The organism is Mesorhizobium sp., assembly GCF_005063415.1.
GTDB lineage: Bacteria > Pseudomonadota > Alphaproteobacteria > Rhizobiales > Rhizobiaceae > Mesorhizobium.
On sequence record NZ_SUEG01000075.1, the window covers coordinates 1 to 21519 of the forward strand.

A 21519-nucleotide genomic window follows, 5' to 3' on the forward strand; every position below is an offset into this window, starting at 1 on the left:
CGTAGGTTCGGGGCGGCACGGATTCGGTTAGCGGCGCGATCTGGGCTATTTTCATCTACCTTACTCTACAAGACTTTGAGGGAGCCCCTCAAAGATCCGTCAGAAATGCCGCCAGCTCATTCTACTTCGGTGTTCCCGCGCTCCTCCTGTGTCGGACCGGTGTCGTTCAAATCGTCTGGTTCCAGAACTGCTGTCCACGAGAAATGTTTCACCGGTTTCCGAAAAAGAATGGCGCGGCCGCATGCCCGCTATTCCATGGCGCTTCGCCCTCTGGGCGGACGGGCGCCGTTTGGGCAGCTGCAGGATCTCGTGCGCGAGGTCTGTCTCCAAACAAGATGGGAGCTACCGTGGGCAAGACTCGCAGGTGGTGCCACTCAAGTGGCGATAAGACCGAGCGCAATTTGATCGCTTTCGCGCCGAAGGTGCGGCGAGCTTTTCTGCCACGGGTGCGTTTTTCTCGCGGGCCATGCTCAAGCCGTTACCAGACCCCGACGTTGCCGACGAGGCGCCGACATCTTCAGTCCTGACCGGCTACGACGAACAGCGCCTGCTTACCTATATTCGCCTGCTTGATGCGTCGGCGGAAGGTGCCGATTGGAGGGAGGTTTCCAGGATCGTTCTGCACATGGACCCCGACAAGGAGCCGGAACGGGCCCTCACAGCCTGGCAGACGCATCTAGCGCGCGCGTATTGGATGACCACGAACGGCTATCGATATCTTCTTTCCGGTGGAGCGCCGCACTGAAGCCAGGACCTGGCGAAAGTTCACCGCAACGGCTGTGAATTACATGCTGTGTCCATAACGCGCTCAACGTTTCCGCTCCGCTTCGATGAGCCCTCTGCCGGTCTTGATCGACTCGGCTGCCTTTAGCATTGCGCTTGACAGTCTGGCGGCCGGGAAAATCTCGATAATGCTCTCCATCGACGTCGGCTTGCATTCCGCAAGAGCCTATGTCGTCGCGATAGGCCTCCTCGCTCGGCAGCACGCCGGCCGGGCAGGTCAGCTCGATCGCCATGCGCAAGAGCTGCAGACCGGTTCAGCCCACGCCGCATTCCGCATGCGCCAGACCTCGCTCTGCCGCTAGATCGCTGTGCGGCTATCGGCCAATAGGCTCAAACCTTGTGAGCTGGTCCGTGCGGCCAGGCTGACCAGGCTCGATCTTCGTCAACCGCAATCTCGCCTCGGTCACGCGTCGTTGCGCAGCCCGGATCCTGCTGCACAGCGCGATATTGATGCCGACACCGCAGCCTTCATCCAGCATTTCATTTGCACGTTCGAGGGAGCGCTCGGCCCGGTTAAGCCGCTGTCGGGCTCTCGCCAGTTCCATATCCAAAAGTTCCATTATTCCGAATCCATTGCGGTCCCTTCGATTGGTAAACCGCTTGTGGTCGCCGTTGGTTCCGGCTGTTCGCAAGCGTGCAGCCCAGACGGTCGACTTGGCTGGCACAGTTCTAGAGCGAGAGTGATGGCGCCGGTGGCCTGAAGGTCGCGACGAATGAAACGCCGGCCCAGTTCAACCCGCGCCACGTCCTTCAACGCTGAGGGGATCGATCTTCACCAAGCGGTCTGCGGCCTCGACCGCAGTTCGTATCCTACTGGACAGCGCGAGATTCTCGGCCAGCATTTCTTCAGTGCGTTTAAGCGCGAGCTCGGTCCGGCGGATGCGCTGCCTGGCAGTGGCAACTTCCGATGTCAAAATATCGGCTGCCATCCCGTGGCCTTGGGGTCCCATAGTGCCCATGGATTTCTAACACATGGGGGCCGATATCGTTCCCTGATGTCGGGCGAAACGGGGTGTCGCAGTTCCTCTATCAGTGATGAGCGCTGCCAATATGGCCCGGCCGTCATTGCAGCCGCAACAAACGCGCGATGGGCCGAATGACCAATGCGCTTCCTGCCAAAACAGCGCCAGAACGGGCCCTCGGCGACGCGAGTGCCAGCCGCGCCGGCGCCGACCGCGAACTGCTGGTCGATGAGGCGCTGGTACGCGACGCGTACGGTGCCGCGCGAGACGCCGAGCTGAGCGGCCATGTCACGCCAGGAAGGAAGCTTGCTCCCGATCTAGCCGCCCAGTCTCGACGGCGTCCCGGACCACCCGGTAGATCTGCGTCGTCAGCGGCGTCCTTGCGGCGCGCTCGAGATGGATGGGCACAGCGGCTATGGCGCAATGGTACCATCATTCCCGCCAATCTTGGTCCTGTTTCATGACCAGAGCCGGACATATCTACCGGCCATCGCCACGTGACAAATGACTGAGGAGACAATTCTGATGAAGGCAATCGTAGTAAGCCCCGCTACCTATCCATCGTACAGGCAATTTGCGGCTTCGGACGCTCATGCCAGCTTGCAAGGCGACCGATCACGAGTTGGAGGAGATATTGGCGGCAGCGTGCGTGATTCACAGCGTGCCCGTCGCTTTCGACGCCAAAACGGCCGACGGGCGCACGGCGCCATTCGAAGGGCCGGAAATGCCCGCGCTACGATGCGCGCAGGAAAGGCGTTCTAACTTAACGGGGGCCGACTAATAGTTGAAATAGATCGCCGGCGGATACACCGGATTGTACTCGCCCTTGACGGGCGGCCGCGCCGCCGCGCCTGGCGATGCGGTGATGCCGCCCGTCGGTTTGTTGTCGAGCGGCGGCCGGGCCTTTTCGCTCGTCGCTACCTTCGTCTCGGCGACCTTCGTCACTGGGATTTTCGTTTTTGCCTCCGCGGCTTGCGGCAGTGTGAGCACGATTAAGAGTACAGCTAGCGCGAACTTCATAGCGGGGTCTCTCTCCGGACACTTCATTGCCAGATGCTCCGCCCGCCGGGAGGACGCCGGTGGCGAGCTGTGGATTCAATCCTTGAAGCCGGTTGAATCGAGCAGGGCGACCTGTTTTCCATCGACAAAAAAGCGGATCGCATGCGCATTGTCGTCGACTTCAATACGTGTTGGTTGGGCAGCCAGCGACGCAGGAGCGGGCTTGACGTACCGCGACGGAAATTCTCCGGTCGGGGCAAAGTTCAGCATCAGCACCAGTGCGGCGCATCCGGCCGCAAGTGCGATGACGGGGGTCGCGGGAGAAGCAGTCCAGGACATCGTATTCTTCCTTCCTTAAAGAGGCGTCTACGCTCGTTTGCTAGTTCCGAGAGCTCGGCTTCGCGGTCGTTCGAAGTGACTGAGGAAGGGGATTGGTATTTCAAGCTCACATGGTGTGAGTTGTATACGATCTGCCCTTACCCTCCGCGAGCTTAGCGTCAGCCCTCGGACAGGAAAGGGCGAGCGCGTGGAACGGCATGGAATTCTGCGGATTTCCTAGAACATTAGTATGTGGAAAAATACGGTGCCAACTGCTGGCGCGTGTTATGCATATGGTGGATTAGCCAGGGGGGCGGCCGGATGGCACAGGATGTCGCGCAGAAGTTACGGCTGACGTCGGCCCTGCTTGGAACCGTCACGCGCAAGGACCTCGCGGCGGCGTTCCGGGCTATCAACCCGAAAACGGGGTTCGATCTTGGCCGCGCCGACAAATGGCTGCAGGGTCGCGCGCAGCCGCGCGAGCTCAGCGTCTATGACGATTGGTCGAGGCTTCTTGACCTAGAGCAGCCTGGCGTCTGGATTGCCGAGAGCGACCTGCCGGCCTTCACGGCGGCGATATGCGCCCGCCACGGCATCGGCAAGGCCGAATTGGAGCGCCGCGCCGGTGCGCCACCCAAGGCGTCCGCGCATGAGGACCGAAGCGTTGGCGCCGCCCTGGCTGGAGCCTACGCGTGTTATTCGCAGGCTCTGTCGCCCTATCATCGCGGCCAGCTGATCAGGGGCAGTCTGTCGATAAAAGCCGGGCCGGAGGGGCACGGCCTGACGGCCTCCTATCGCGAGATATTGCCAACGGGGCAACTGCTGATCAGCGGACCGGTCTCGCTGGCAAAACGCGGCCTCTATGCGCATCTGAAGGAGACCGACGGCGACGCCCATTTCTTCTTCTGCCTGTTCCCGCAGTCGCAACCGGGAAGCGTGCTCGGCGGCTATATGTGTGGCGGTGCCATCATCGGCCCGGAGCCACAGCCTTCGCTGACCAGGATACTGATCGTCCGCTTGCGCGATCCGGCGCCCGAGGCATGGGGCGGATATCTCTCGTCTGACAGATCGATCGCCGAGGATCTGGCAGCGCTCGGCCTCATCATCGAACGGCCGGAAGCGGTCGACCGGCAGCTCGCGCAATTCCTCATCGGAGACAGCCGTGACGGCGGCGCCAGCCAGATCCCGACGGCCGAGTTCCACGCCATCCTCGAGACGTTCGACCGGCAGTGGCTGCGCCAGCCGGCTTAAAAAACTTCCCCCTCCTGCCAAGCCGGTGAGGAGTGAAGCGGTCGTTGCCCTGAGATCATGGCGCTCAGCGTCGCTAGCCGACCATGGTTAGTTCGAGGTCGGTTTGCACATTGCTGCCACTCTCCTCAAATGGGGCCTAGGCCGGCCCCGACCTCGGCGACCGACTGGAGCTGCCGCCCGTCCTCGAAATTGCCAGCGTCGAGCCATCTCTCGAAGACCGCGCGATGCGCCGGCCATTCGCTGGACAGCAGTCGAGTACATGCAGATGTCGCATGCCTTGCCCTTCAGGAACATGCCCTGCCGGTGCGGCCTTCGTAGACGAAGCCCAACCGCTCGGCCGCCTTGCGCGAGCGTTGGTTGGTCGAGGTACAGGTCCATTCAAGGCGACGGTAGCCAAGGTCGTCGAATACGTAGCCCATGACGAGATAGAGCCACTCGGTGGCAAGCCGCGTACGCTGCAGCTGTGGCGTATAGAGCACATACCCCAGTTCGACCACATGATGGGCGGGCCTGGCCTCCATTAGGCAGAGCCAGCCGACCGGCAGACCGTCGTCCGTGCTGACCGCGAAGAAAACGCGCTTCTTGTCGGCCACGAGTTCGGCGACGTGGTCGGCGAAAGCTTGCTCACTGGCAAACGGGCCGACTTTCATGTCGACCCAGGTGGCCTGGGTCTGATCGTCATGGGAAAGGCCGTAAAGCGGCACGGCATCGGTCACTGCATCGAGCGGCCGCAACCGTCCCCAGTGGCCGTTCAGGACAAGCGCCACCGGAACGGGCGCGTCTCCTGGTTCATTCAGTTGCTGCTTTCCAGCCGATGGCATCGTCGGTTCCCAACCGAGCTAGATCCTATCATGTCCATCCTATCTTATCGCCGACCACGCCGCGAGTAGCAGCCCCGCCATTTTACACCCACGGCCAAGCAGATTCCTTAGCCTGCAAGCGGGCGATCATCTGCAGCATCAGCCGGCCGGCCTCCTCGTTCGGGCGGTGGGCGCCGAATCTGGGACAAACTGGTTCAGCATCACGTCGTTGGGCACGGCAATGTCGTTGTCGGCGCGCAGCCTCTCGGCCATTGCTCTCGCGACGGGCGCGGGCTTCGCCACCTGACCCGCGAAGGCATGGCCGGCATGGGCGGCGATTGCATGGACGGCGCCTACGGGATGCGCTTTCCCGGCCAGCCCACAGTAGACACGGGCGTCATCGGCGGCTTTGCGCTCCTTCATTCGGATGGTTCGTTACATTAGCACGAGCGCATATATTCACTAGCCGGCGCCGCTCCCTTAGCCCCGCCGGTCAGGCCCGGTACCTTGCTGGCACTACCCCGCCGGCGCGTGCCGGGCCGCATGGTTCCTGTAGCGTCTTCGGACCGCTGCTAGAAGTCTCGTCTGTCAGCTTCTGAGAAGTTCAGCTTCTGCCAACTTGGACGCGACAAGTCGCTCGGTCCGATGCCGATTATCTCCGATGGTATCGCGTTTTGTTGCGCGGCTGCCGACCGGGCAGCCGGAGGCAGAGTATGCCCGGCTGGTCGGGCAGCTCCATTGAGCGCATCACTGCAGCGGTGATTTCGCCCGTCCGCAGCAAACGTGAAGCACTGCGTGAGCCAGACTAATCCGGCCGCCTCGAGAAGCGGGGCGATGCCGAAGGGGCCAACCGGCGCGGTATATCGATCACAGTTCTTGCGCTGGTGCCAGCCGAGAATGACCTAAGCTGATTTGGTGGCCATTAATCGGTTCCTGTTTTCGCCTTCTTGGAAATTGCCCCCGGTGGAGGGCCGCATTGGGGTGCATCCTTACAAGTCAAGCTGCGAGCTGATCCTCGCGGGCCGCCGCGATCATCACATTCGCGAGCAACCCGTAGGCTGCTTCCCAAGCCTCCCGCACCGCCGGGGTGAAAGCCGTGCCGAGGCCGCTCGCCAACGTGTCGATGAGCGCTTGCCCGACGAGCGGATAATGATGCTCCTTGACCCCGTACGTCACGTGACGTTTGGCGAGTTCGCGCAGGGTCGGGAGAATGGTATCCGCACGATTCAGTCCTTGTACGACGAAGCCAAGGCTCGCCATCAGCTTGGCCCCCTGCTTGGTCATGTCGCTCACCGGAAATAGTGCGCGAAGATCGCCATCAATTGCGAAGAGGCGTTCATAAAACAGAGCGGCGGCGGTCGTGCGTATCGGTAGGACCTCGCGAAAACTATCCTGTACAAGTCGAATCTGATCGGGTGTCATCGGCTGCGCTCCTGCGTGCTGGCCTTGGGGAGGCTCGACCATCCCGGCAAAGCGTTTCGCTTGGATGTCGCCTGTCGCGTTGGTGTGTTTCAGTTGCGTTTCAATCGGGCTTCAGTTTACGCCCAGTCGTTTTCGGAATCGGCCGTGGGGCCCTGTTCTTACCGTCCGGAAGCCGTTCAAATTGTCCAAGCATGTGCGAAAACATTCCCGAACGGCCCTCTAAACCCACATCACTCGAGTTTCATCGCCCACCAGGTCGCGACCTTGGTGGTGATTGTCGCAAACCTCTGGCGATCGCGCAAACACGTCGGCAACGATGCGGTCCGGCCTCCGAAGCGGCCAGACTATTGAGCACAGAGCGGGATCGCCTGCCGATTCCATGTGCTTCGGAGAGCAAGCGTTCCGCGACCGCATTTTTGGTGATCCGCCGCATATCGGAGTCGACGAGGAGCACGCCTACGCCGGTGAGGTCGAGGATCGAACTCGCCAACCCCGTGACAGCCTCTTCAGCTGCATGACGCTTGATAGCCGAAGGCGCGACGCAGATGCGGCGCCTGACGGGTGAGGGTATCTGCCGCGTGTCCGTCGTCCGTGTCTTCGCACAGGAACTTCAGGAGGAAGTTCGTTCCGGCATCTCGGACGACAGTCACCCCAACTCCGGTCTACAGTCGTTGGGGCTTTAGGAAATCGCAGAAATTCGCTCTTCTCGAGCGCTTGGCGAGACAACATGCGCTCGGCCCGGACCCCGATGCCGATCGGGCGAACCGCGGCCTTGGGCATCCAGGGTTTCGGGCTGCGTACTGCTCGTTGTATGCCTTCAGCGAAGAAGGATCGAAGCCCGACGAGAGCACGAACGCGCCAGAGGATCGACCGGCGTCATGAAAAACAGCACCGCCTTCCCGCCTGGTAGGATCGAGGCCAGATCCTCAAGCAACTGCCCCAAGGCGTTTCGCCAAGAATTGCAGAATACAGCCTGTCTAGCAGCACGGCGTCCGTACCAACAGCCTGGTCCACCTATCCCCCTTACGCTTCCCCAGGCAGCACGCTAGACCAAGGCGGATTTTCCTCAGGAGATTGTTATGGCGGCACCGACAATGGTGGGCCTGTTACCAAGGTTGCATATGTACGCCGTCTTCAAGAATGCCCGTCTGTCATATCTTAGATGCCAAACATAAAAGGGCCTGGTCCATGCACCCCTTGCTGCCGCAATAAACAAGAAAGGAGGTTCTATACATAATCATTCAAGTGAATGATGAGTAATCTATCGGAACATCAACAGGGAGCTCATCGGCCTCCCAACGGTGCAGGCCGTCCTTGCCTCAGGCGAGTTCGGCCCATCCCCGCATCACAGCTACCAGGCACGATCTGGCGCTGACGAACGCTGCGGCTGGCCAAAGCAGCGTGGGCGCCCGGCCAGTCAATCGCCCTCCATGCCCGTTGTGATCGGAACGGTATTCGTTAATGCAACCTCTGCCGTGTCTTGGCGTTTAGCCGCGTCCAAACGCGCGGAGCGACAAGAATGCCAGCGTTCATTCCGATTACTATATACCTTAATGGCAACGCGACGGTGGTCAAAACGATAGCCGACGCCGCTCAGGCGCTTGAACAACCATGGCCATATACGGCCAAGCCAGGACGGCTCAAAGCGATCCGGATGATCAAAGAATGCATGGCCGGCCATTGCAGCCAATATGCTGCATTTGGTGCCTTCAAGGCGGCGGCAACGGAACAGGGGCTTCTTAGAAAACGTCTGTGACCACCGCCAAGATGAATCAGGTCGACCCGCACGCCTGGCCCACCCAGGCCCTCGAGCGCACCGCCAGTGGCTGGCTAAACAGCGATATCGGCGCCGTTACGCCATGGAACTACCTGCGCTGAACGGCCTTAGCTGCACGACGCACGCGCGGGACCAGGGCCGCTATCAGTGAGCTTATGGCTTCGCGTGGCGGCTCATCACGATGGTACGAACCAGAGGCGCGATGCTGACGAGCGAGTCCGCTAGGCGCACGGCTGGTTCACTCCCATGCTCAAACCTGAGTGCTATGACCGGCTTCGCCGTTAGGCGCTCAAGTTGGTCCCCAGCCTCCTTCGGCGTCCCAGTGGGAGGTGCCATGACATCTCCCTCCATGTGAAGAGCATGATTACATGCGTACGACCATAGTGAGCATCATCAAGCTCCCTTCTGGGTGGTGGTAGCTTTCACAACACCGATATCTGCGTAGCTCTCTGCCCGTCCCCATGATAGCCAGGACCATGGCGGCCCTGCCGCCGATGCTACCCCTTGACCGCCGAGCCGACGATTGAATCGACGAAGAAGCGTTGCAGGAAGACGAAGAGCACCAATGGCGGCAGCACGGCAAGCGTGGCGCCGGCCATCACCAGTCCCGTATTGAGGGCGCCTCTGTTGTAGCTGAGCAGGCGGCTCAGACTGATAACGATAGGATAGTCTTGTGCATTGCCCTGTAGAACGGTCAGTGGCCAGAGATAGCTGTTCCAGTGATAGACGAAGGCAAACAGCGCCAGTGCTGCAATAGCGGGCGCCACGCTCGGCGCGACGATCTTGAACAGGATCAGAAGTTCCGACGCCCCATCCATCCGCGCGGCGTCGATCAGATCGTCCGGCACGCCAGCGATGAACTGGCGCATCAGGAAAATGCCGAATGCGTTGGCGAGATTGGGAACGACAATGCCGGCAAGGCTGGCGTTCAGGCCGATTGATCCGACGAGACGGTACAGCGGGATCAGCGTGACGATTGGCGGCAGGAACATGGTGGCGATCAGCACCGAAAACAGCAGCGAGCGGGCGGGAAAGTTGTGCTTGGCGAATGCATAGCCAGCCATCATGCTGGTGACCAGAATGCCGGCGGTGGTGATTGATGCGATCACCAGCGAGTTCCACATCGAGCGGCCGACATTGATGACGCCGGAGACGTTCTCGTACGCTTCGAGGCTCGGCGTGCGAGGTATCCACACGGGCGGCACCTGCATGGTTTCGGCCGGCGTCTTCAGGCTGGAGAGCACCATCCACAACAGCGGAAAGGCCGAGGCCACCGCAACCAGCAGCATCAGCGTGGCGAGCAGCGCTCTGTGGCCCGCCAGGCGTTTGCGCGCCAACCGGCTCGATCCTGAGCGGCCCGGCGCGCTCATTCGTCATCCTTACGGTTGGCAAATGCAAACAGCGCGCACACAACGACGACCAGCGCCAGCATCAGCATCACTGCCATAGCCGAGCCCAGCCCGCCTTGCGCGCGCTCGATGCCTACTCGGCGGATATGGTAAGTCAGCACGTTGGTCGAGCCGACCGGCCCACCTTGGGTGATCAGCGCAACCGGCTCGAACACCTGCACCGCGTTGATGATGGCGATGACGGCGCTGAACAGGAGCGTGCGGCGTAATAGCGGCAAGGTGATGAAGCGGAACTGTTCGCGCCGGTTGGCGCCGTCCAGAGTCGCCGCTTCGTAAAGACTGCCCGGGATCTGGGTCAGCCCGGCAACGGCCAGCACCGTAAAATAGCCGATCTGTTGCCAGACATTGAGCACGACGATCGAGATCAACGCCGATCTTGGCGAGGAGAGCCAGGGTTGCGGGCCGATGCCGGCGAGGCCGAGCATCTGGTTGAGCGGCCCTTCGCTCGGCGAATAGAGTTTCGACCAGACCAGCGTCACGGCGATCATCGGCACCATGTAGGTGGAAAACAGTACTGTCCGCAGCGCCGTGCCGCCTGCGACGTCGCGCTGGTAGACCATCAAGCCCAACGCTACCGAAAGGGGCAGGATGAGTATCACCGACAATGCCGTGTAAATGGCAGTGTTGAGCAGCGCTCGCTTGAAATCTCGCCCGACCGAGGTCGGCCCGAATATTTCGCGAAAATTGTCGAAGCCAATGAAGCTCGCATTGGAAAAAGGTGTTTGCGTCGACCAGTCCTGAAATGACAGCCAGATGGTGAGCAGCATCGGCAACAGGATGAAAATGCCGATCAACGTCACGGCGGGCGCCAGCATGATGCCCGCCGAGGCACGATAGGTCTTGATCATCGCTCTGCTTCCAAAGCGTCGGGCTCTCGAAACAGCGCCTTCGCTATTTGGCGGCACGCTCCAGGATCGAGACGGCATCGGCCTGCGCGTTCGCCTGCGCATCCTTGGCCGAGAGCTGCCCATACTGCAACGCCTCGAGCGTCTGCTGGAGCGATTCGCTGAACTCCTGGCCTCCCGGGACGACAGGGAAGGGCTTGGCGTCGGCAAGCACGCTGACATAGCCCGACAGGAACTCGGAACCGAGCTTGTCCTTATGGGCTTCGATGTCGGAGGTCCGCGTCGGCAGGATGCCCATCGACATCAGAATATCCGACATTGCCGAAGCACCATTCTTGCCGGACTTCGGACTGTTCAGCCATGCCAGGAAATCCCATGCCACTTTTTGTTCGGCCTGACCTGCATTGGCGTTGACGACGGTCATCCATGAATAGGAGATCGAGTGCGGCTTGTCGCCGCTTGGACCGACCGGGATGGGTGCGGTAGCGATATTGGAGAACTTGTCGCCCATGCCGCCCTTCAGTGCGCTTTCCCACCAGTTGGCCATGATGATCATCCCGGTCTTGCCGGAGACGAAATTGTCGAGGAAGGGACCGGTGGTGTTGGCGTCGGCCGTCGCCATCGCCGGATCGCTGGCGCCGGACTTGATCAGATCCTCGTAGAGCTGGAAAGTCTCACCGGCTTGAGGACTGTCGAGCATCGGTTTGCCGTCCTTGACCAGCTCGCCGCCATTGGAGACCAGCAGCGAGGCGAAGGGATGGACGACGCCCGCCGCCCAGGAATTGATCATGCCGAAACCTTGCTGGCCGGCATCTTGTCTGGTCAGCTTCTGGGCCGCATTCTTCAATTCAGACCAGGTCTTCGGCGCGGCCGTAATGCCCGCCTGCTTGAACAGCTCCTTATTGTAGTTCAACGCATAGACGTCGATCTCGTTTGGAATGCCGTAGAGCGTGCCACCAACGGAGGCTGCGCTGACGACACCAGCCGGCCACCCAGTCCTGACCTCGCCGGCAACCGTGTCGGGGGCCGGCGCGACCAGCTTGTCTCGCGCCAGTTCGGGCAGCCACAAATCGTAGATGCCACCGATCGTGGGCCCCTCGGAACTGCCGCCCTGGGAACGCAGTGTCGTCAGGAGGTCACCGAAGGGAACGGCGCGAACGGTGACGGTCACATCCGGATTGGTCCTGGCGTAGTCCTTGGCCGCGGCGTCCAGCAAAGCGACCGTTTCGGGCGACCAGTGGGTCAGATAGGAGATGTTGACCGATTGCGCCCAACCAATGGTGGGCGACGCCAGCAGCCCTGCCGCCAGTGCCAGTTTCGAAACCCAAGCCAAAGACATCCGGATCCTCCGCGTAGCCGCACAGCGATATGAATGACGTTATGACAACTTGAAGCAACGATGCAAGCGCTATCTTCGTGAAGCGTTCCCGGCGACGCTGTGGACGATTTCTTCATCTGACCCACAATTAGCAAGATAGATAGTAAAAAGCAGATGCTTAATCTGAATAGTTCGAGCTGTTTCTCACTGCCAGATATGCTCAAAACGTGCCGCAGGGCTCTTGCGATCGAAGTCATGTCGTTATAATGACACTTAGCCGCCACGGACGCCGATGTTGAATGGGAGACGGGAGCATGATTCATCGACGCGCTGCGCTCAGCCTGATCGGCGGCTTTGGCGCCCGCTGCACCGGGATCTGTATCGGGCTGCCGACCAGAGCCGACGGTACCATGGCCTTGGGGAGCTGGCGCACCGAGGGCCGGGCGGCCGCCGATTGGAGCCGCTCTCGATGACACCCGTTCTCGCCATCGATCTTGGCGGCACCAATTTGCGCGCCGCAGTCCATACCGGCGATGTTCGCGGGCTGGAGATGCTAAGCCGCGAGCCTGCGCCGGCAAGCCTTGATGCCTTCGTCGCCCGTGTCGGTGCCTTGCGCGCCGAGGCAGGCCCGGTCGAGGCACTCGGCCTGGCGGTGCCGGGGCTTGTCGAAGGCTCGGTCTGCCGCTGGGTTCCGAACCTGCCCTATCTCGACGGCATCGATGTCGCGGCGTTGTTTCCTCGTCTGCCTGTTGCCATTGGCAACGATGCGCAGATCGCCATGCTGGCCGAAGCGGTCGAAGGTACCGCAAAAGACCTGTCCGATGCCATCCTGCTGGCGATCGGCACCGGCATCGGCTCCGCCGTTCTGGCCAATAATCGCATCGTTGCCGGCGCAGGTGGCGGCGCCTGCTCATTCGGTTGGGCCTGCGCCGATATCGAGGATGAAGGCGAGGACCGCAGCGGCTGGCTGGAGCGCCTCGCTTCCGGGCGAGCGTTCGACGCCGCGGCGCGCCAGATCAGGATGGCCAATGGCGGCAGGCTCGTGGAGGCCGCCCGGGCTGGCAAGACGGCCGCACTTAACGCCTTGGAGCTGCCGGCTCGCCGGTTGGGCACCGCCCTTGCGGGTGCGGTCGCGCTGCTCGATCCGCAAGCGATCCTGATTTCCGGCGGCCTTGCCGATGCGCTGGACGTGGTAGGGCCGCCGCTGCTTTCGGCATTGCGGCGTCAGCTGCCGCCGCATCTGCGCGACGTGGTTCTGCGGTCCGGCGAATTCGGCTCCCGCGCCGGTCTCGTCGGCGCCTCGCTGGCCGGCCTCGCTGGCGCACAGTGGAGGCAGATAAGATGAGCGAGCCGAGCTTTCAGCAACCTGACCGCCGAAGGCCCGAGCCGCTCTGGTATCAGGTGGAGGAGGCCATCCGTGCCATCGTCAAGAGCGGCGAGTGGGCGACCGGCGACCAGATTCCGGCCGAAGACAGACTGTGCGCCCTGTTCGGGGTGAGCCGCATCACACTGCGCCACGCTCTGCGCAATCTGGAGGAGCACGGGCTGCTCAGGCGCGAACACGGCCGTGGCACCTTCGTGCGCTCCACCACGCTGGTCGCCGGCACCCGCGAACTGACCAGCTTCACGCAGGAAATGGGCAATATGGGCGTGGTCGCCGGCTCTCGCTTGCTCGACTGCAGCCTGACCACCGCCAATGCCGCCGCGGCCGGAGCGCTGGAGATCGAAGAGGGCGACCCGGTGGTGCGGATCCGGCGGCTCAGGCTCGGCAACAACGAACCGATCGGTATTCAGACGGCGCAGCTCTCGGCCGCGCGCGTGCCCGGCTTTCTCGATGCCGGCCTGCTGCAGGGCTCGCTCTACGAGGCGCTGGAGCGCCATTACGGCATCGTGCCGGTCGCGGCGCGCGAAAATTACCGTGTCGGCGCCGTCGGAACGGCCGATGCCGAGTTGCTCGATCTGCCCGCGGGGAGTCCCGCTTTCGTGGTCGAGCGCATCACCACCGACGAGCGTGGCCCATTCGAATTCACCGTCTCGGTCATGCGTGGCGACCGCTATGAAATCCGCTCGACGCTGCGTGCCGGTCGCGCCGCGCCAAACGCAAGAAGCTGAGCCATTACCGAAGCCGACACATAACAGGAGTACCGACGTGTCCGATCTTTACATACCTCGCCTTGCCGCCCTCATCGAACAGGCCTCGAAAGCCAATGCCGAAGCCTTTGGCGAGGCGGCCAGCCGCTTTGCCGACACGCTCGAGAGCGGTGGGCTGGTTCATCTTTACGGCTCGGGCCACTCGGTGTTGCCCGTTCAGGAAGTGTTTCCGCGCTACGGCAGCTATGTCGGCTTCAATCCGCTGACCGACCCGCGTGTCATGTGGCATAACGTGCTCGGCGCGGGTGGCGTGCGCGAACTTCTGTGGCTGGAGCGGACCGAGAAATACGCCGAGAAATTCCTTGATCACCAGCCGCTGAACAAAGGCGATTCGATCATCATCTTCGGTCACAGCGGCCGCAATTCGTCGGGCATCGATACGGCACTTTACGCGAAAAAACGCGGCATCTTCGTTGTTGCGGTGACCAGCAAGAACAATCTCGACAAGCCGGCGACGCACTCTTCTGGCAAGCGGCTTGCCGATGCCGCCGACCTTGTCATCGACACCTGCTCGCCGATCGAGGATGCCATCGTGCCGGTCGATGGCTGGAGCCGGCCGGTCTCCGGTTCGTCGACCGTGCTTGCCATGATCCTGGCGCATGAGCTGATCGCCCGCACCGCCGAGGCGCTTTCGAAACGCGGCATCGAGCTGCCGGTCTTCGCCTCGCCGACAATTGCCGGCGTCACTCTGCACGACACCGACGTCATCTATGGCGTCTATCGCGAGAGAATGCTCGAGGCGCAGAAGAAGCACCTGCCGACGTTCCAGGCGACCATGCGCGGCGAATGACAAACGCGGGAGGCAACGCAATTTGTGTAGCCTCACGAAGCGGGTAGTCAGGTCGTGAGGCAGGTCGGCACCCCGCGATCCGCGGGAGCCGATCAGTTTCGGGGTGCAGGATCAGGAGGAGCTGTTTTTGGGGACAGCGGTGAACCGTCCACCATGGCTGGGTCGACGTTGCCGCCAGATTGCTCGCCATTCTGAACTGCTTTCTCGCGGCTCATACCTTTGTGCATCTCCGGAACGGTGAAAACCGGCACTTCGCCCTTGAAACCCTGGAGCTCAAAGGCGCCCGCCTGGACGACCGGCATCGATGCTCCTTTCGCAAAGCCGGGACCAAGCACCAGGGGGATGCCCAGCTTCTTGGTCGTCGACTCGAGCCGTGCCGTGCGGTTCACGGGCGAGCCGATCGCGGTGTAATCGAAGCGGCGTTCGGAGCCGAAATTGCCTACCGAGCAGATGCCGGTCTCAATGGCGACGCCGATTTGGATGGACGGATGGCCGTCCGCGATGAAGGCGGCGTCTTCGCGCTTCACCCGCTCGATCAGGGCAAGCCCCGCGTCGAGCGCGCGCTCGCGATGATCCGGCTGATCAAGCGGCGCGTTCCAGAAGGCGAGTACCGCATCACCCATGAACTTGTCGATGGTGCCATCACGCTTGAGGATCTCATCGGTCGCAATGCCGAGGAAGTGGTTGACCACCTTTGCGATTTCCTGGGTATCGAGTTGTTCGCTCATCGTCGTGAAGCCGCGTATGTCGCTGAGCAGGATTGTGATCTCGCGCTTCTCGCCGGACAGGATCGCTTCGGTGTCCGAGCCTGCGAGGCGCTGCACCACGGAAGGCGACAGATATTGGGAGAATTGCCGTGCCAGGGTGGACCGGCGCTGCTCGCTGCGCCTGTAGAGGGCATAGCCTTCGAAGCCGGCTACCAGGATCGTCGCAAGCGCCGGCTGCAGCGGGTCATAGAGTTCTCCCTGCAGGCTGTATTCGAGAGCGCCGAACACGAAAGGCGTGACGGCCAGCAGCGCCAGAGCCAGGGCACCAAGCACGATCCGCCCGGCGAGCACTCCGGAAAGCCCGATGAAAATGACGGCAGTGAGGACAAACCAGAGCCGCTCCACCGTACGCGCGTGCGTTGGCTCTGCCAGGTAGCGCCCGGCAAGCAACTGGCCGATTGCATCGGCGTGGATGTCCGCGCCTGGTCGCGCTGGACGCGTCGGGGTGGGCAGGTACTGCGTCAGTCCCACCGCCGACAGATCGACAATGGCGATGGCGTCCCGCAGCCGCAGATCAATGTCGCCCGAAAGGATAGTGCTGGCAGATATGCGCGGCGTATCGGTGGCGGTTTCCCAGAGGCGGATGCTCCCCTCCGGCTCGAGCGGCACGATGGCGCCGGCCATCCTGAGTGCGTCAAACCCGGCGGCATTCATCCGGGCTATGTAGCCGTCCTGCCCGGCGTAAAGGCGCAGGAGCTCAAGTGCGAAGGACGGCCACAGCTGCACGCCTTGAGCGGTATTGCGAAGCCACAGCAGCGGCACATGGCGCAGTACGCCGTCGGGATCGGGCAAGGTGCGAATTACGCCGAGGCCCGCGGCGGCGTTCGAGAATTCGGCAAGCGAGCCGGTCAGGCCGGTGAAGCCGGGAAGTGTGTCGGGTACTTGCCCGACGATCGACCAGCCGGCTTTGGGCTCTGCTTCTGAAACCGTCGCCTCGTTGCCCAGGCTGACGGCAAGCGCCGTTCGATTTTTCGACAGCGCCGTTGCCAGGCGCTTGTCTCCGGCGATGCCCTCAGGCGATGCGTCGGCCTCGGGCAGCACCAGCGCAAGCCCGATCACCGTGGCGCCGGATTTGGTGATGCCATCGACCAGATCGGCCAAGAGGCCACGGTTCCAGGGCCATCGCCCATGTGCCTTGAGGCTGGCATCGTCTATCGAGACGATCACGACGGGATTGCTCGTCGCCAGGCGCGGGGCGAGAAACTGATAGAAGTCGTAGGTGCGTTCGCGCAGGCGCGACAGCGGCCCGTCGAAGGCAAAATGGCAACCGAGCAGCAGGAGCACGACCACAAGACCGGATACTTTGCGCCGGCCAGCTTGCCGCCAATCAGCCCAGCGCCAACCGACCAAGAGGCTCATGTCGTGCCGCCGGGCTTAATTGCAGTAGTAGCAGCAACTCTCACCCTCTCCCTCACACCCACCCTTATCCACACCGCCGCCCACAGGCGGCGTTGGGGTGTCGGGGAACTCCATGACCACTCCTGGCAATGCGCCGTCAGTGGAATCGCAGACTTTGAGCGAGCCACCGAGTGCCGACGCACAAAGCGCGCTTACGTCCAATCCCGGACCCGGTTCGCCTGGCAGGCCGGTGCCGGCTATCCGGTCGATGCTGTCCAATATCGGGAAGGTATCGATTCCGCCGTAGCCGGTCAGCAGCTTGCCGTCTTCCGACGTGCAGGCGTAGCCCGGGTTTGTGATGACCAGCCGTTTGCCCTTGATCGTGCAGGTCATGCGGCCGGCGCGCAGAATGCCCACGGTCTGGCCGGCTGCCACCAGCACTTCGATGATGCCGCCTCTGGCCCCGAGCACCATGTGCGGCGTCGCAACCTGCATGACGCCGCCTTTCGAAACCTGGCCGCCATAGAAACGGGCCAGGCCGCTGTTCATCCCGATGTCGATCTTTCCCGATCCGGAGCCCGGATTGTAGACGAATTCATCGATTGTCAGGCTGGTGTTCGGACCAATCTTGGCGCTCGATTCGTCCCGGAACACCAGCATTCCAAGACCAGTGGGATTGCTGCGCAGCTGGTCGCCGAGTTCGACGCCGGCGCCGACGTTCATTGTCCCGCCGTTGTTGCGGACGATGTTGGTCTGGTAGGCCGTCATCGACCCGACCGTTTCAGCGGCGGATGGTGCCGCGAAGGCAAGGCAGGCGACAAAAATGGCGATCTGACGGTACGGGATCCTCATCGCGGCCTCTTTCAATTGAGCGTCAACGTGTAGCTCATGAGCATTTCGAACGATTTTCGGTCGCGGCTGGCGATGTCGAAGTTGGTTTCGCGATAGGCGAGATCGACGCTGATCTTCTGAGACTCCGTCAGCTGAAAATCGCTTTCCGAGGCAATGCGCCAGAAATCGCTCTTGATACTTGAGCCGATGCCGATGGACAGATCGGGCGTGTCGCTATGGCCGGCCGAGAAGGCGACCTGGTGCGACCATGCGAAAAGATCCGGTACGTTCATCAACAAGCCGCCATAGCGGACCTCGCCTGTGTAGCTGCGGCCGATTTCGCCAGATCCGGAGGCGAAGTCATTCGAGCCGACAAAGCGCAGTCCGAGCGCCTGGCCATTGCGGAAGCGGTAGCTGCCGCCTGCCTCATAGAAAACCGTGCTGTCGGCGAATATGCCTTGCGAGGGGCTTAGATCAATGTAGCCGCCGCCCGCAAAAAGCGTCGTCTCGACCGTCGGGCGAACGAGGAAGCGCCCACTGACGCCGATGCCGGTTTCCTGGATATCGTTCTCGAAGCGATCCGTAACTGTGAAGGCCGAAAGCAGCAGGCGCAGCGAATCGATCCCACTGTTGGGCAGCCCCTTGTCCCAGGTGATCGCGGCGTTGCCGTGGATGAAGGTCTCCTCGCTACCCGGAACCGACAGGTCTTCCGTGAAAAAACGCTGTGTCGCCGTCAACGCCCCCGAAAGGACGAGGGCGTCGGCACTTGGCGTGCCGAGGTCCCATCGGACAAAGCCTTCCGCCCGCCCATAGGGCGAGACGAAGCTGTCGTCGTCCTGCGCCCCACCCGGCTCAAAATCGGTAAATGCGCTGAACACGCCGCCGGTCAGGGCGAGTTCCCAGGTGACGCCACGCAGCGCGCGCTCGATGCGGGCGAGCAGGCGAACAGCTTCCTGCTGCTCACTTGCGGTCAGGCCGCCGACTTCGATGCCGTACTGCACCTGCCGCCGAGCCAATTCATAGGAGCCGACATGATAGTACAACCGGCTCGCCGCCAGCCGGGCGCGCGCATCGCGGGGATATTTGATCAGATACTGCTCGATTGAGGAGATCGCCTGATCGTACTGCCCGGCGTTGACGGCAACCGTGACGAACTGGGCGAGCGTTCCGTTGTCGGCCGGACTGGCGATGCGGGCTGAAAAAGCATCGTCATAGGCCGAAAAAAGACCCTGCGCGCCGGCCGGCAATAAGCCGCCACAAAGCAGCGCCGCGGCGCAGCCGACGATCGTTCGAAACGAAGATTGCATGCCGAGAACCCACCCCAAACCCGACCACTGCGAAGGACTTAGCACGACTACAAGAAAAAAGGCGACTGAACTTTGACGAAATCGCCCGAGTTTTCAGCAGCTGTTGCAGCCGCGCAACAAACTATCGGGTTCATTCGTATTTCGGCTGCGCTGGTTGCCAAAACATCTTCTCGGCGTTGCTGTATTGGTCGAAATATTCGGTCGCGACAGAAACTAACAAAACTCATCGCACGATAGCGGATCTAGCTTTCTTCAAGATCAATATAGTTCGCGTGATTCTGCGCGTATTTGGTCGCTGCCTGACCCATCGATGTCACATATGGCTTATCCGAAGGTCTTCCGTCGCATTGCGGAGGCGATCGGAGAGCTGGCGGGCAATGCTTCACGCCCGCGGTGAGTTCCTGGGCCAGAAAGCCCATCCCTGCGGTTAAATTGCGCGCAAAATCCGTCTGTATCGCAACCTGCTCAGTCACGGCGGTTCAAAGCCCCACAAATCCCACGGTGGTGATCCCGCCGACCGCGTCCTGTGCAGGACGCGCATCGGCGGACACGCCAAAACTACAGCACGAGCATGGTGGCGAGCCCCAGCATCAGGCCCATGCCTACGATATCGGTGACGGTGGTAAGAAAGATCGCTGAAGCCACGGCCGGATCGGCGCCGACCCGCCGCAGGCCCAACGGGATCAGCACGCCGGAGATTCCGGACATGAGGCACGATCCGGACATGGCGAGCAGGATGACAAGTGCCAGCATGGGCGCCTGGGCCGCCGACTCCGGTTGCCGCGAGGCGTAGAACCACATGGCCGCAGCCGCGACAAGACCGACAAGCACGCCGTTGGCGATCCCGAGCGCGCCCTCCCTCATCACCAGGTGCAGTTTCGGTCGTTTGTCCACATCGCCCAGGGCAAGGCCACGCAGCGTCATAGCCAATGCCTGGCAGCCGGTGTTTCCGCTCTGCCCGGCCAAGACCGGGAGGAATGCCGCCAGGGCGACAATCTTCTCGATCGTGCCTGTGAACGAGCTGACCACGAAAGCGGCCATGAAGGCCGTCAGCAGGTTGAGCTGCAGCCACGGATGACGCTTCAGGAAGGCTGAAAACAGCGGCGTAAAAGAACGCTCCTCCTTCTGCACACCCACCATCTGGCCAGACTGGGCGGAAATCTCGATGATTTGCTGCTCGAACAAGCGCCAGCCACGGACCTGCCCGAGCAGCCGGTCCTCCGCGTCCACCACTGGATAGACAGGGTAGTGCCGGCGTACCGCAGCCTTGCAGGCGTCGCTCAAGGACAGACCGACGGGGAGGGCGAACGGCTTTGGCAGCATGATCTGATCCACCCTGGCGTCCGCTTCGCTCAGCATCAGATCGCGCAGGACCACGAGGCCAACCAGTTTGTCGCCCTGGTCGGTGACGTAGAGATAAGTGAGCTCGGTCGGCACCTGGGTGCGCCTGACGGCCTCCACTGCGGCGGCTACCGTCGTGCCGACAGGAACGCTGGCGGGAATCGGGTCCATCAGCTCGACGAGCGACTCGGGGATCGCGAGGTCCTTGCCATCGCCATGAGGCTTGACAGGCCGCATATGCGGCGGCAAATGCTCCGCCACCTTACGGGCGTGCCGGTCCGGCAACAGCATTAGTGTGTCCCGAATGAACTCGGGAGACTCTCGGGCCAGCAATACCGCCGCGTCATCAGGTGCTCGAGCACGTAGCGTGCGCACCAGCTTCTCAACGTCGTTCTCTTCCTTCATCTGTTCCCCCGATTGCTAGTGTCTTGCCTTTGACGGTATGACACGAATCTGATCGCTCTGCCCTGGTGCGCAGTCCCCAAGCGCCTCGATCCGGAAAACTTCGCCTCTCGGGGCGCCGAGTGGACCGAACCTAGACAGATCTGAGCCATTGCGGCGGTGCATACAGGCGGGCTGTAACCTCTACGTGTCGCCGAGAATTTAACGTGTTGCGAACTTCACCGATCGTTTCGTTGGCTCTGCGAGCCGCCGCAGGACACGACGCCCAGCATTTGCTCGGCCGGTCCGTGCCGGTCGAGCGTGGCAGCGGTCGTCACCCACCTGTTGGCCAGTCGACCGTAGGCTAATTTCTGCTCCATGTGATCCGGTGCGTGCTCGCCAGCTCGGTATTTTCGCGGCATCCGCCAGTTCGCCCTGACTATTCCCTTTCCTTCGCACTTATCGTGATTCCGCGCCGTTCCGCGTACTCGATCAATGCGAGTTCTATCACTGAAGTGATAGAACGCCGCTCCGCTTCTGCAAGCTGCTGCGCCAAGGCCAGCACCGGCGGGTCAAGGCGGGTGGTGAACGGCTTTTTTGTCATTTTCGCTCTGCGGCTTGATATTAAGGTTCAAAAGGCGCATAAATATGCACGTGCAGTGCACTTGCATCGCACATTCGGCGGCTGGCCAGAGTGCGCCAACACTCCAGTCAGCCTGACCACAACCC

The 21519-nt window shown here is 61.9% G+C and carries 22 protein-coding genes and 2 pseudogenes; 9 read left to right on the top strand and 15 right to left on the bottom strand.

The features are described 5' to 3' along the window. Positions 1 to 466: 466 nt before the first annotated feature. Positions 467 to 745, top strand: a complete 279-nt coding sequence (locus E5W70_RS19405; protein ID WP_292661005.1) for a DUF2285 domain-containing protein — start codon at positions 467 to 469, stop codon at positions 743 to 745. 166 nt (positions 746 to 911) lie between these two features. Beyond that, entirely contained in the window at positions 912 to 1085 is a 174-nt protein-coding gene (locus E5W70_RS19410) for a hypothetical protein (RefSeq protein WP_292661009.1), read from the top strand. 429 nt (positions 1086 to 1514) lie between these two features. On the opposite strand, the gene E5W70_RS19415 is transcribed toward E5W70_RS19410, so the two are convergent. The 4 genes from E5W70_RS19415 to E5W70_RS19425 all read right to left on the bottom strand — a co-directional run bounded on the left by E5W70_RS19415 (position 1515) and on the right by E5W70_RS19425 (position 3083). Continuing rightward, positions 1515 to 1712, bottom strand: coding sequence for a hypothetical protein (locus E5W70_RS19415; protein ID WP_292661012.1), 198 nt, complete (start codon positions 1710 to 1712; stop codon positions 1515 to 1517). Continuing rightward, positions 1694 to 2032 (bottom strand): hypothetical protein, encoded by a 339-nt coding sequence (locus E5W70_RS33150; protein WP_366509721.1) that lies wholly within the window; start codon positions 2030 to 2032, stop codon positions 1694 to 1696. Before E5W70_RS33150 ends, E5W70_RS19415 begins: the two co-directional genes overlap by 19 nt. Positions 2033 to 2522: 490 nt before the next feature. Then, on the bottom strand, positions 2523 to 2690 hold the full coding sequence (locus tag E5W70_RS19420) for a hypothetical protein (RefSeq protein WP_292661015.1): 168 nt from the start codon (positions 2688 to 2690) through the stop codon (positions 2523 to 2525). Between the two features lie 150 nt (positions 2691 to 2840). Then, positions 2841 to 3083 (bottom strand): hypothetical protein, encoded by a 243-nt coding sequence (locus E5W70_RS19425; protein ID WP_292661017.1) that lies wholly within the window; start codon positions 3081 to 3083, stop codon positions 2841 to 2843. A 300-nt stretch (positions 3084 to 3383) separates the two neighbouring features. On the opposite strand from E5W70_RS19425, the gene E5W70_RS19430 reads away from it, so the two are divergent. Next, positions 3384 to 4313, top strand: a complete 930-nt coding sequence (locus E5W70_RS19430) for a hypothetical protein (protein WP_292661020.1) — start codon at positions 3384 to 3386, stop codon at positions 4311 to 4313. Positions 4314 to 4597: 284 nt separating this feature from the next. Here E5W70_RS19430 and E5W70_RS19435 read toward each other — a convergent pair whose 3' ends face one another. From E5W70_RS19435 to E5W70_RS19445, 3 genes are all read right to left on the bottom strand, one after another. Continuing rightward, a complete protein-coding gene (locus tag E5W70_RS19435) occupies positions 4598 to 5134 on the bottom strand; it encodes a GNAT family protein (RefSeq protein ID WP_292661023.1) in 537 nt (178 codons plus the stop codon). A 138-nt stretch (positions 5135 to 5272) separates the two neighbouring features. Then, positions 5273 to 5536, bottom strand: coding sequence for a hypothetical protein (locus tag E5W70_RS19440; protein ID WP_292661025.1), 264 nt, complete (start codon positions 5534 to 5536; stop codon positions 5273 to 5275). A 573-nt stretch (positions 5537 to 6109) separates the two neighbouring features. Continuing rightward, positions 6110 to 6535, bottom strand: a complete 426-nt coding sequence (locus tag E5W70_RS19445; protein ID WP_292661027.1) for a globin family protein — start codon at positions 6533 to 6535, stop codon at positions 6110 to 6112. Between the two features lie 1519 nt (positions 6536 to 8054). Between E5W70_RS19445 and E5W70_RS19450 the strand changes: the two are divergent. Further along, positions 8055 to 8213, top strand: a pseudogene (locus E5W70_RS19450) (DUF982 domain-containing protein); the annotation flags it as partial. Between the two features lie 38 nt (positions 8214 to 8251). Then, positions 8252 to 8413 (top strand): annotated as a pseudogene (locus E5W70_RS19455) (transposase domain-containing protein); the annotation flags it as partial. Between the two features lie 396 nt (positions 8414 to 8809). Here E5W70_RS19455 and E5W70_RS19460 read toward each other — a convergent pair. From E5W70_RS19460 to E5W70_RS19470, 3 genes are read right to left on the bottom strand one after another with little or no spacing between them, the layout of a single operon-like run. Beyond that, on the bottom strand, positions 8810 to 9682 hold the full coding sequence (locus tag E5W70_RS19460) for a carbohydrate ABC transporter permease (RefSeq protein ID WP_292661029.1): 873 nt from the start codon (positions 9680 to 9682) through the stop codon (positions 8810 to 8812). Beyond that, positions 9679 to 10569 (bottom strand): sugar ABC transporter permease, encoded by an 891-nt coding sequence (locus E5W70_RS19465; protein ID WP_292661032.1) that lies wholly within the window; start codon positions 10567 to 10569, stop codon positions 9679 to 9681. Before E5W70_RS19465 ends, E5W70_RS19460 begins: the two co-directional genes overlap by 4 nt. 43 nt (positions 10570 to 10612) lie before the next feature. Next, positions 10613 to 11905, bottom strand: coding sequence for an extracellular solute-binding protein (locus E5W70_RS19470; protein WP_292661035.1), 1293 nt, complete (start codon positions 11903 to 11905; stop codon positions 10613 to 10615). A 293-nt stretch (positions 11906 to 12198) separates the two neighbouring features. On the opposite strand from E5W70_RS19470, the gene E5W70_RS19475 reads away from it, so the two are divergent. From E5W70_RS19475 to E5W70_RS19490, 4 genes are read left to right on the top strand one after another with little or no spacing between them, the layout of a single operon-like run. Continuing rightward, positions 12199 to 12357 (top strand): hypothetical protein, encoded by a 159-nt coding sequence (locus E5W70_RS19475; RefSeq protein WP_292661038.1) that lies wholly within the window; start codon positions 12199 to 12201, stop codon positions 12355 to 12357. Beyond that, positions 12354 to 13229 carry an ROK family protein gene (locus E5W70_RS19480; protein ID WP_292661040.1) on the top strand — a complete coding sequence of 292 codons (876 nt, stop codon included), beginning with the start codon at positions 12354 to 12356 and terminating at the stop codon, positions 13227 to 13229. The genes E5W70_RS19475 and E5W70_RS19480 overlap by 4 nt, the downstream gene beginning before the upstream one ends. Further along, positions 13226 to 13996 (top strand): GntR family transcriptional regulator, encoded by a 771-nt coding sequence (locus tag E5W70_RS19485; RefSeq protein WP_292661043.1) that lies wholly within the window; start codon positions 13226 to 13228, stop codon positions 13994 to 13996. Before E5W70_RS19480 ends, E5W70_RS19485 begins: the two co-directional genes overlap by 4 nt. 37 nt (positions 13997 to 14033) lie before the next feature. Beyond that, entirely contained in the window at positions 14034 to 14825 is a 792-nt protein-coding gene (locus tag E5W70_RS19490) for a sugar isomerase domain-containing protein (protein ID WP_292661045.1), read from the top strand. Positions 14826 to 14917: 92 nt separating this feature from the next. Here E5W70_RS19490 and E5W70_RS19495 read toward each other — a convergent pair whose 3' ends face one another. The 5 genes from E5W70_RS19495 to E5W70_RS19515 form a co-directional block, all read right to left on the bottom strand. Next, positions 14918 to 16951, bottom strand: coding sequence for an adenylate/guanylate cyclase domain-containing protein (locus tag E5W70_RS19495; protein WP_292661048.1), 2034 nt, complete (start codon positions 16949 to 16951; stop codon positions 14918 to 14920). A gap of 15 nt (positions 16952 to 16966) precedes the next feature. Then, a complete protein-coding gene (locus tag E5W70_RS19500) occupies positions 16967 to 17782 on the bottom strand; it encodes a FecR domain-containing protein (protein ID WP_292661052.1) in 816 nt (271 codons plus the stop codon). A gap of 11 nt (positions 17783 to 17793) precedes the next feature. Next, positions 17794 to 19068 (bottom strand): tetratricopeptide repeat protein, encoded by a 1275-nt coding sequence (locus E5W70_RS19505; RefSeq protein WP_292661056.1) that lies wholly within the window; start codon positions 19066 to 19068, stop codon positions 17794 to 17796. Positions 19069 to 19626: 558 nt separating this feature from the next. Further along, on the bottom strand, positions 19627 to 20814 hold the full coding sequence (locus tag E5W70_RS19510) for a magnesium transporter (protein ID WP_292661059.1): 1188 nt from the start codon (positions 20812 to 20814) through the stop codon (positions 19627 to 19629). 415 nt (positions 20815 to 21229) lie between these two features. Further along, positions 21230 to 21394 (bottom strand): hypothetical protein, encoded by a 165-nt coding sequence (locus E5W70_RS19515; RefSeq protein ID WP_292661062.1) that lies wholly within the window; start codon positions 21392 to 21394, stop codon positions 21230 to 21232. Positions 21395 to 21519: the final 125 nt, after the last annotated feature.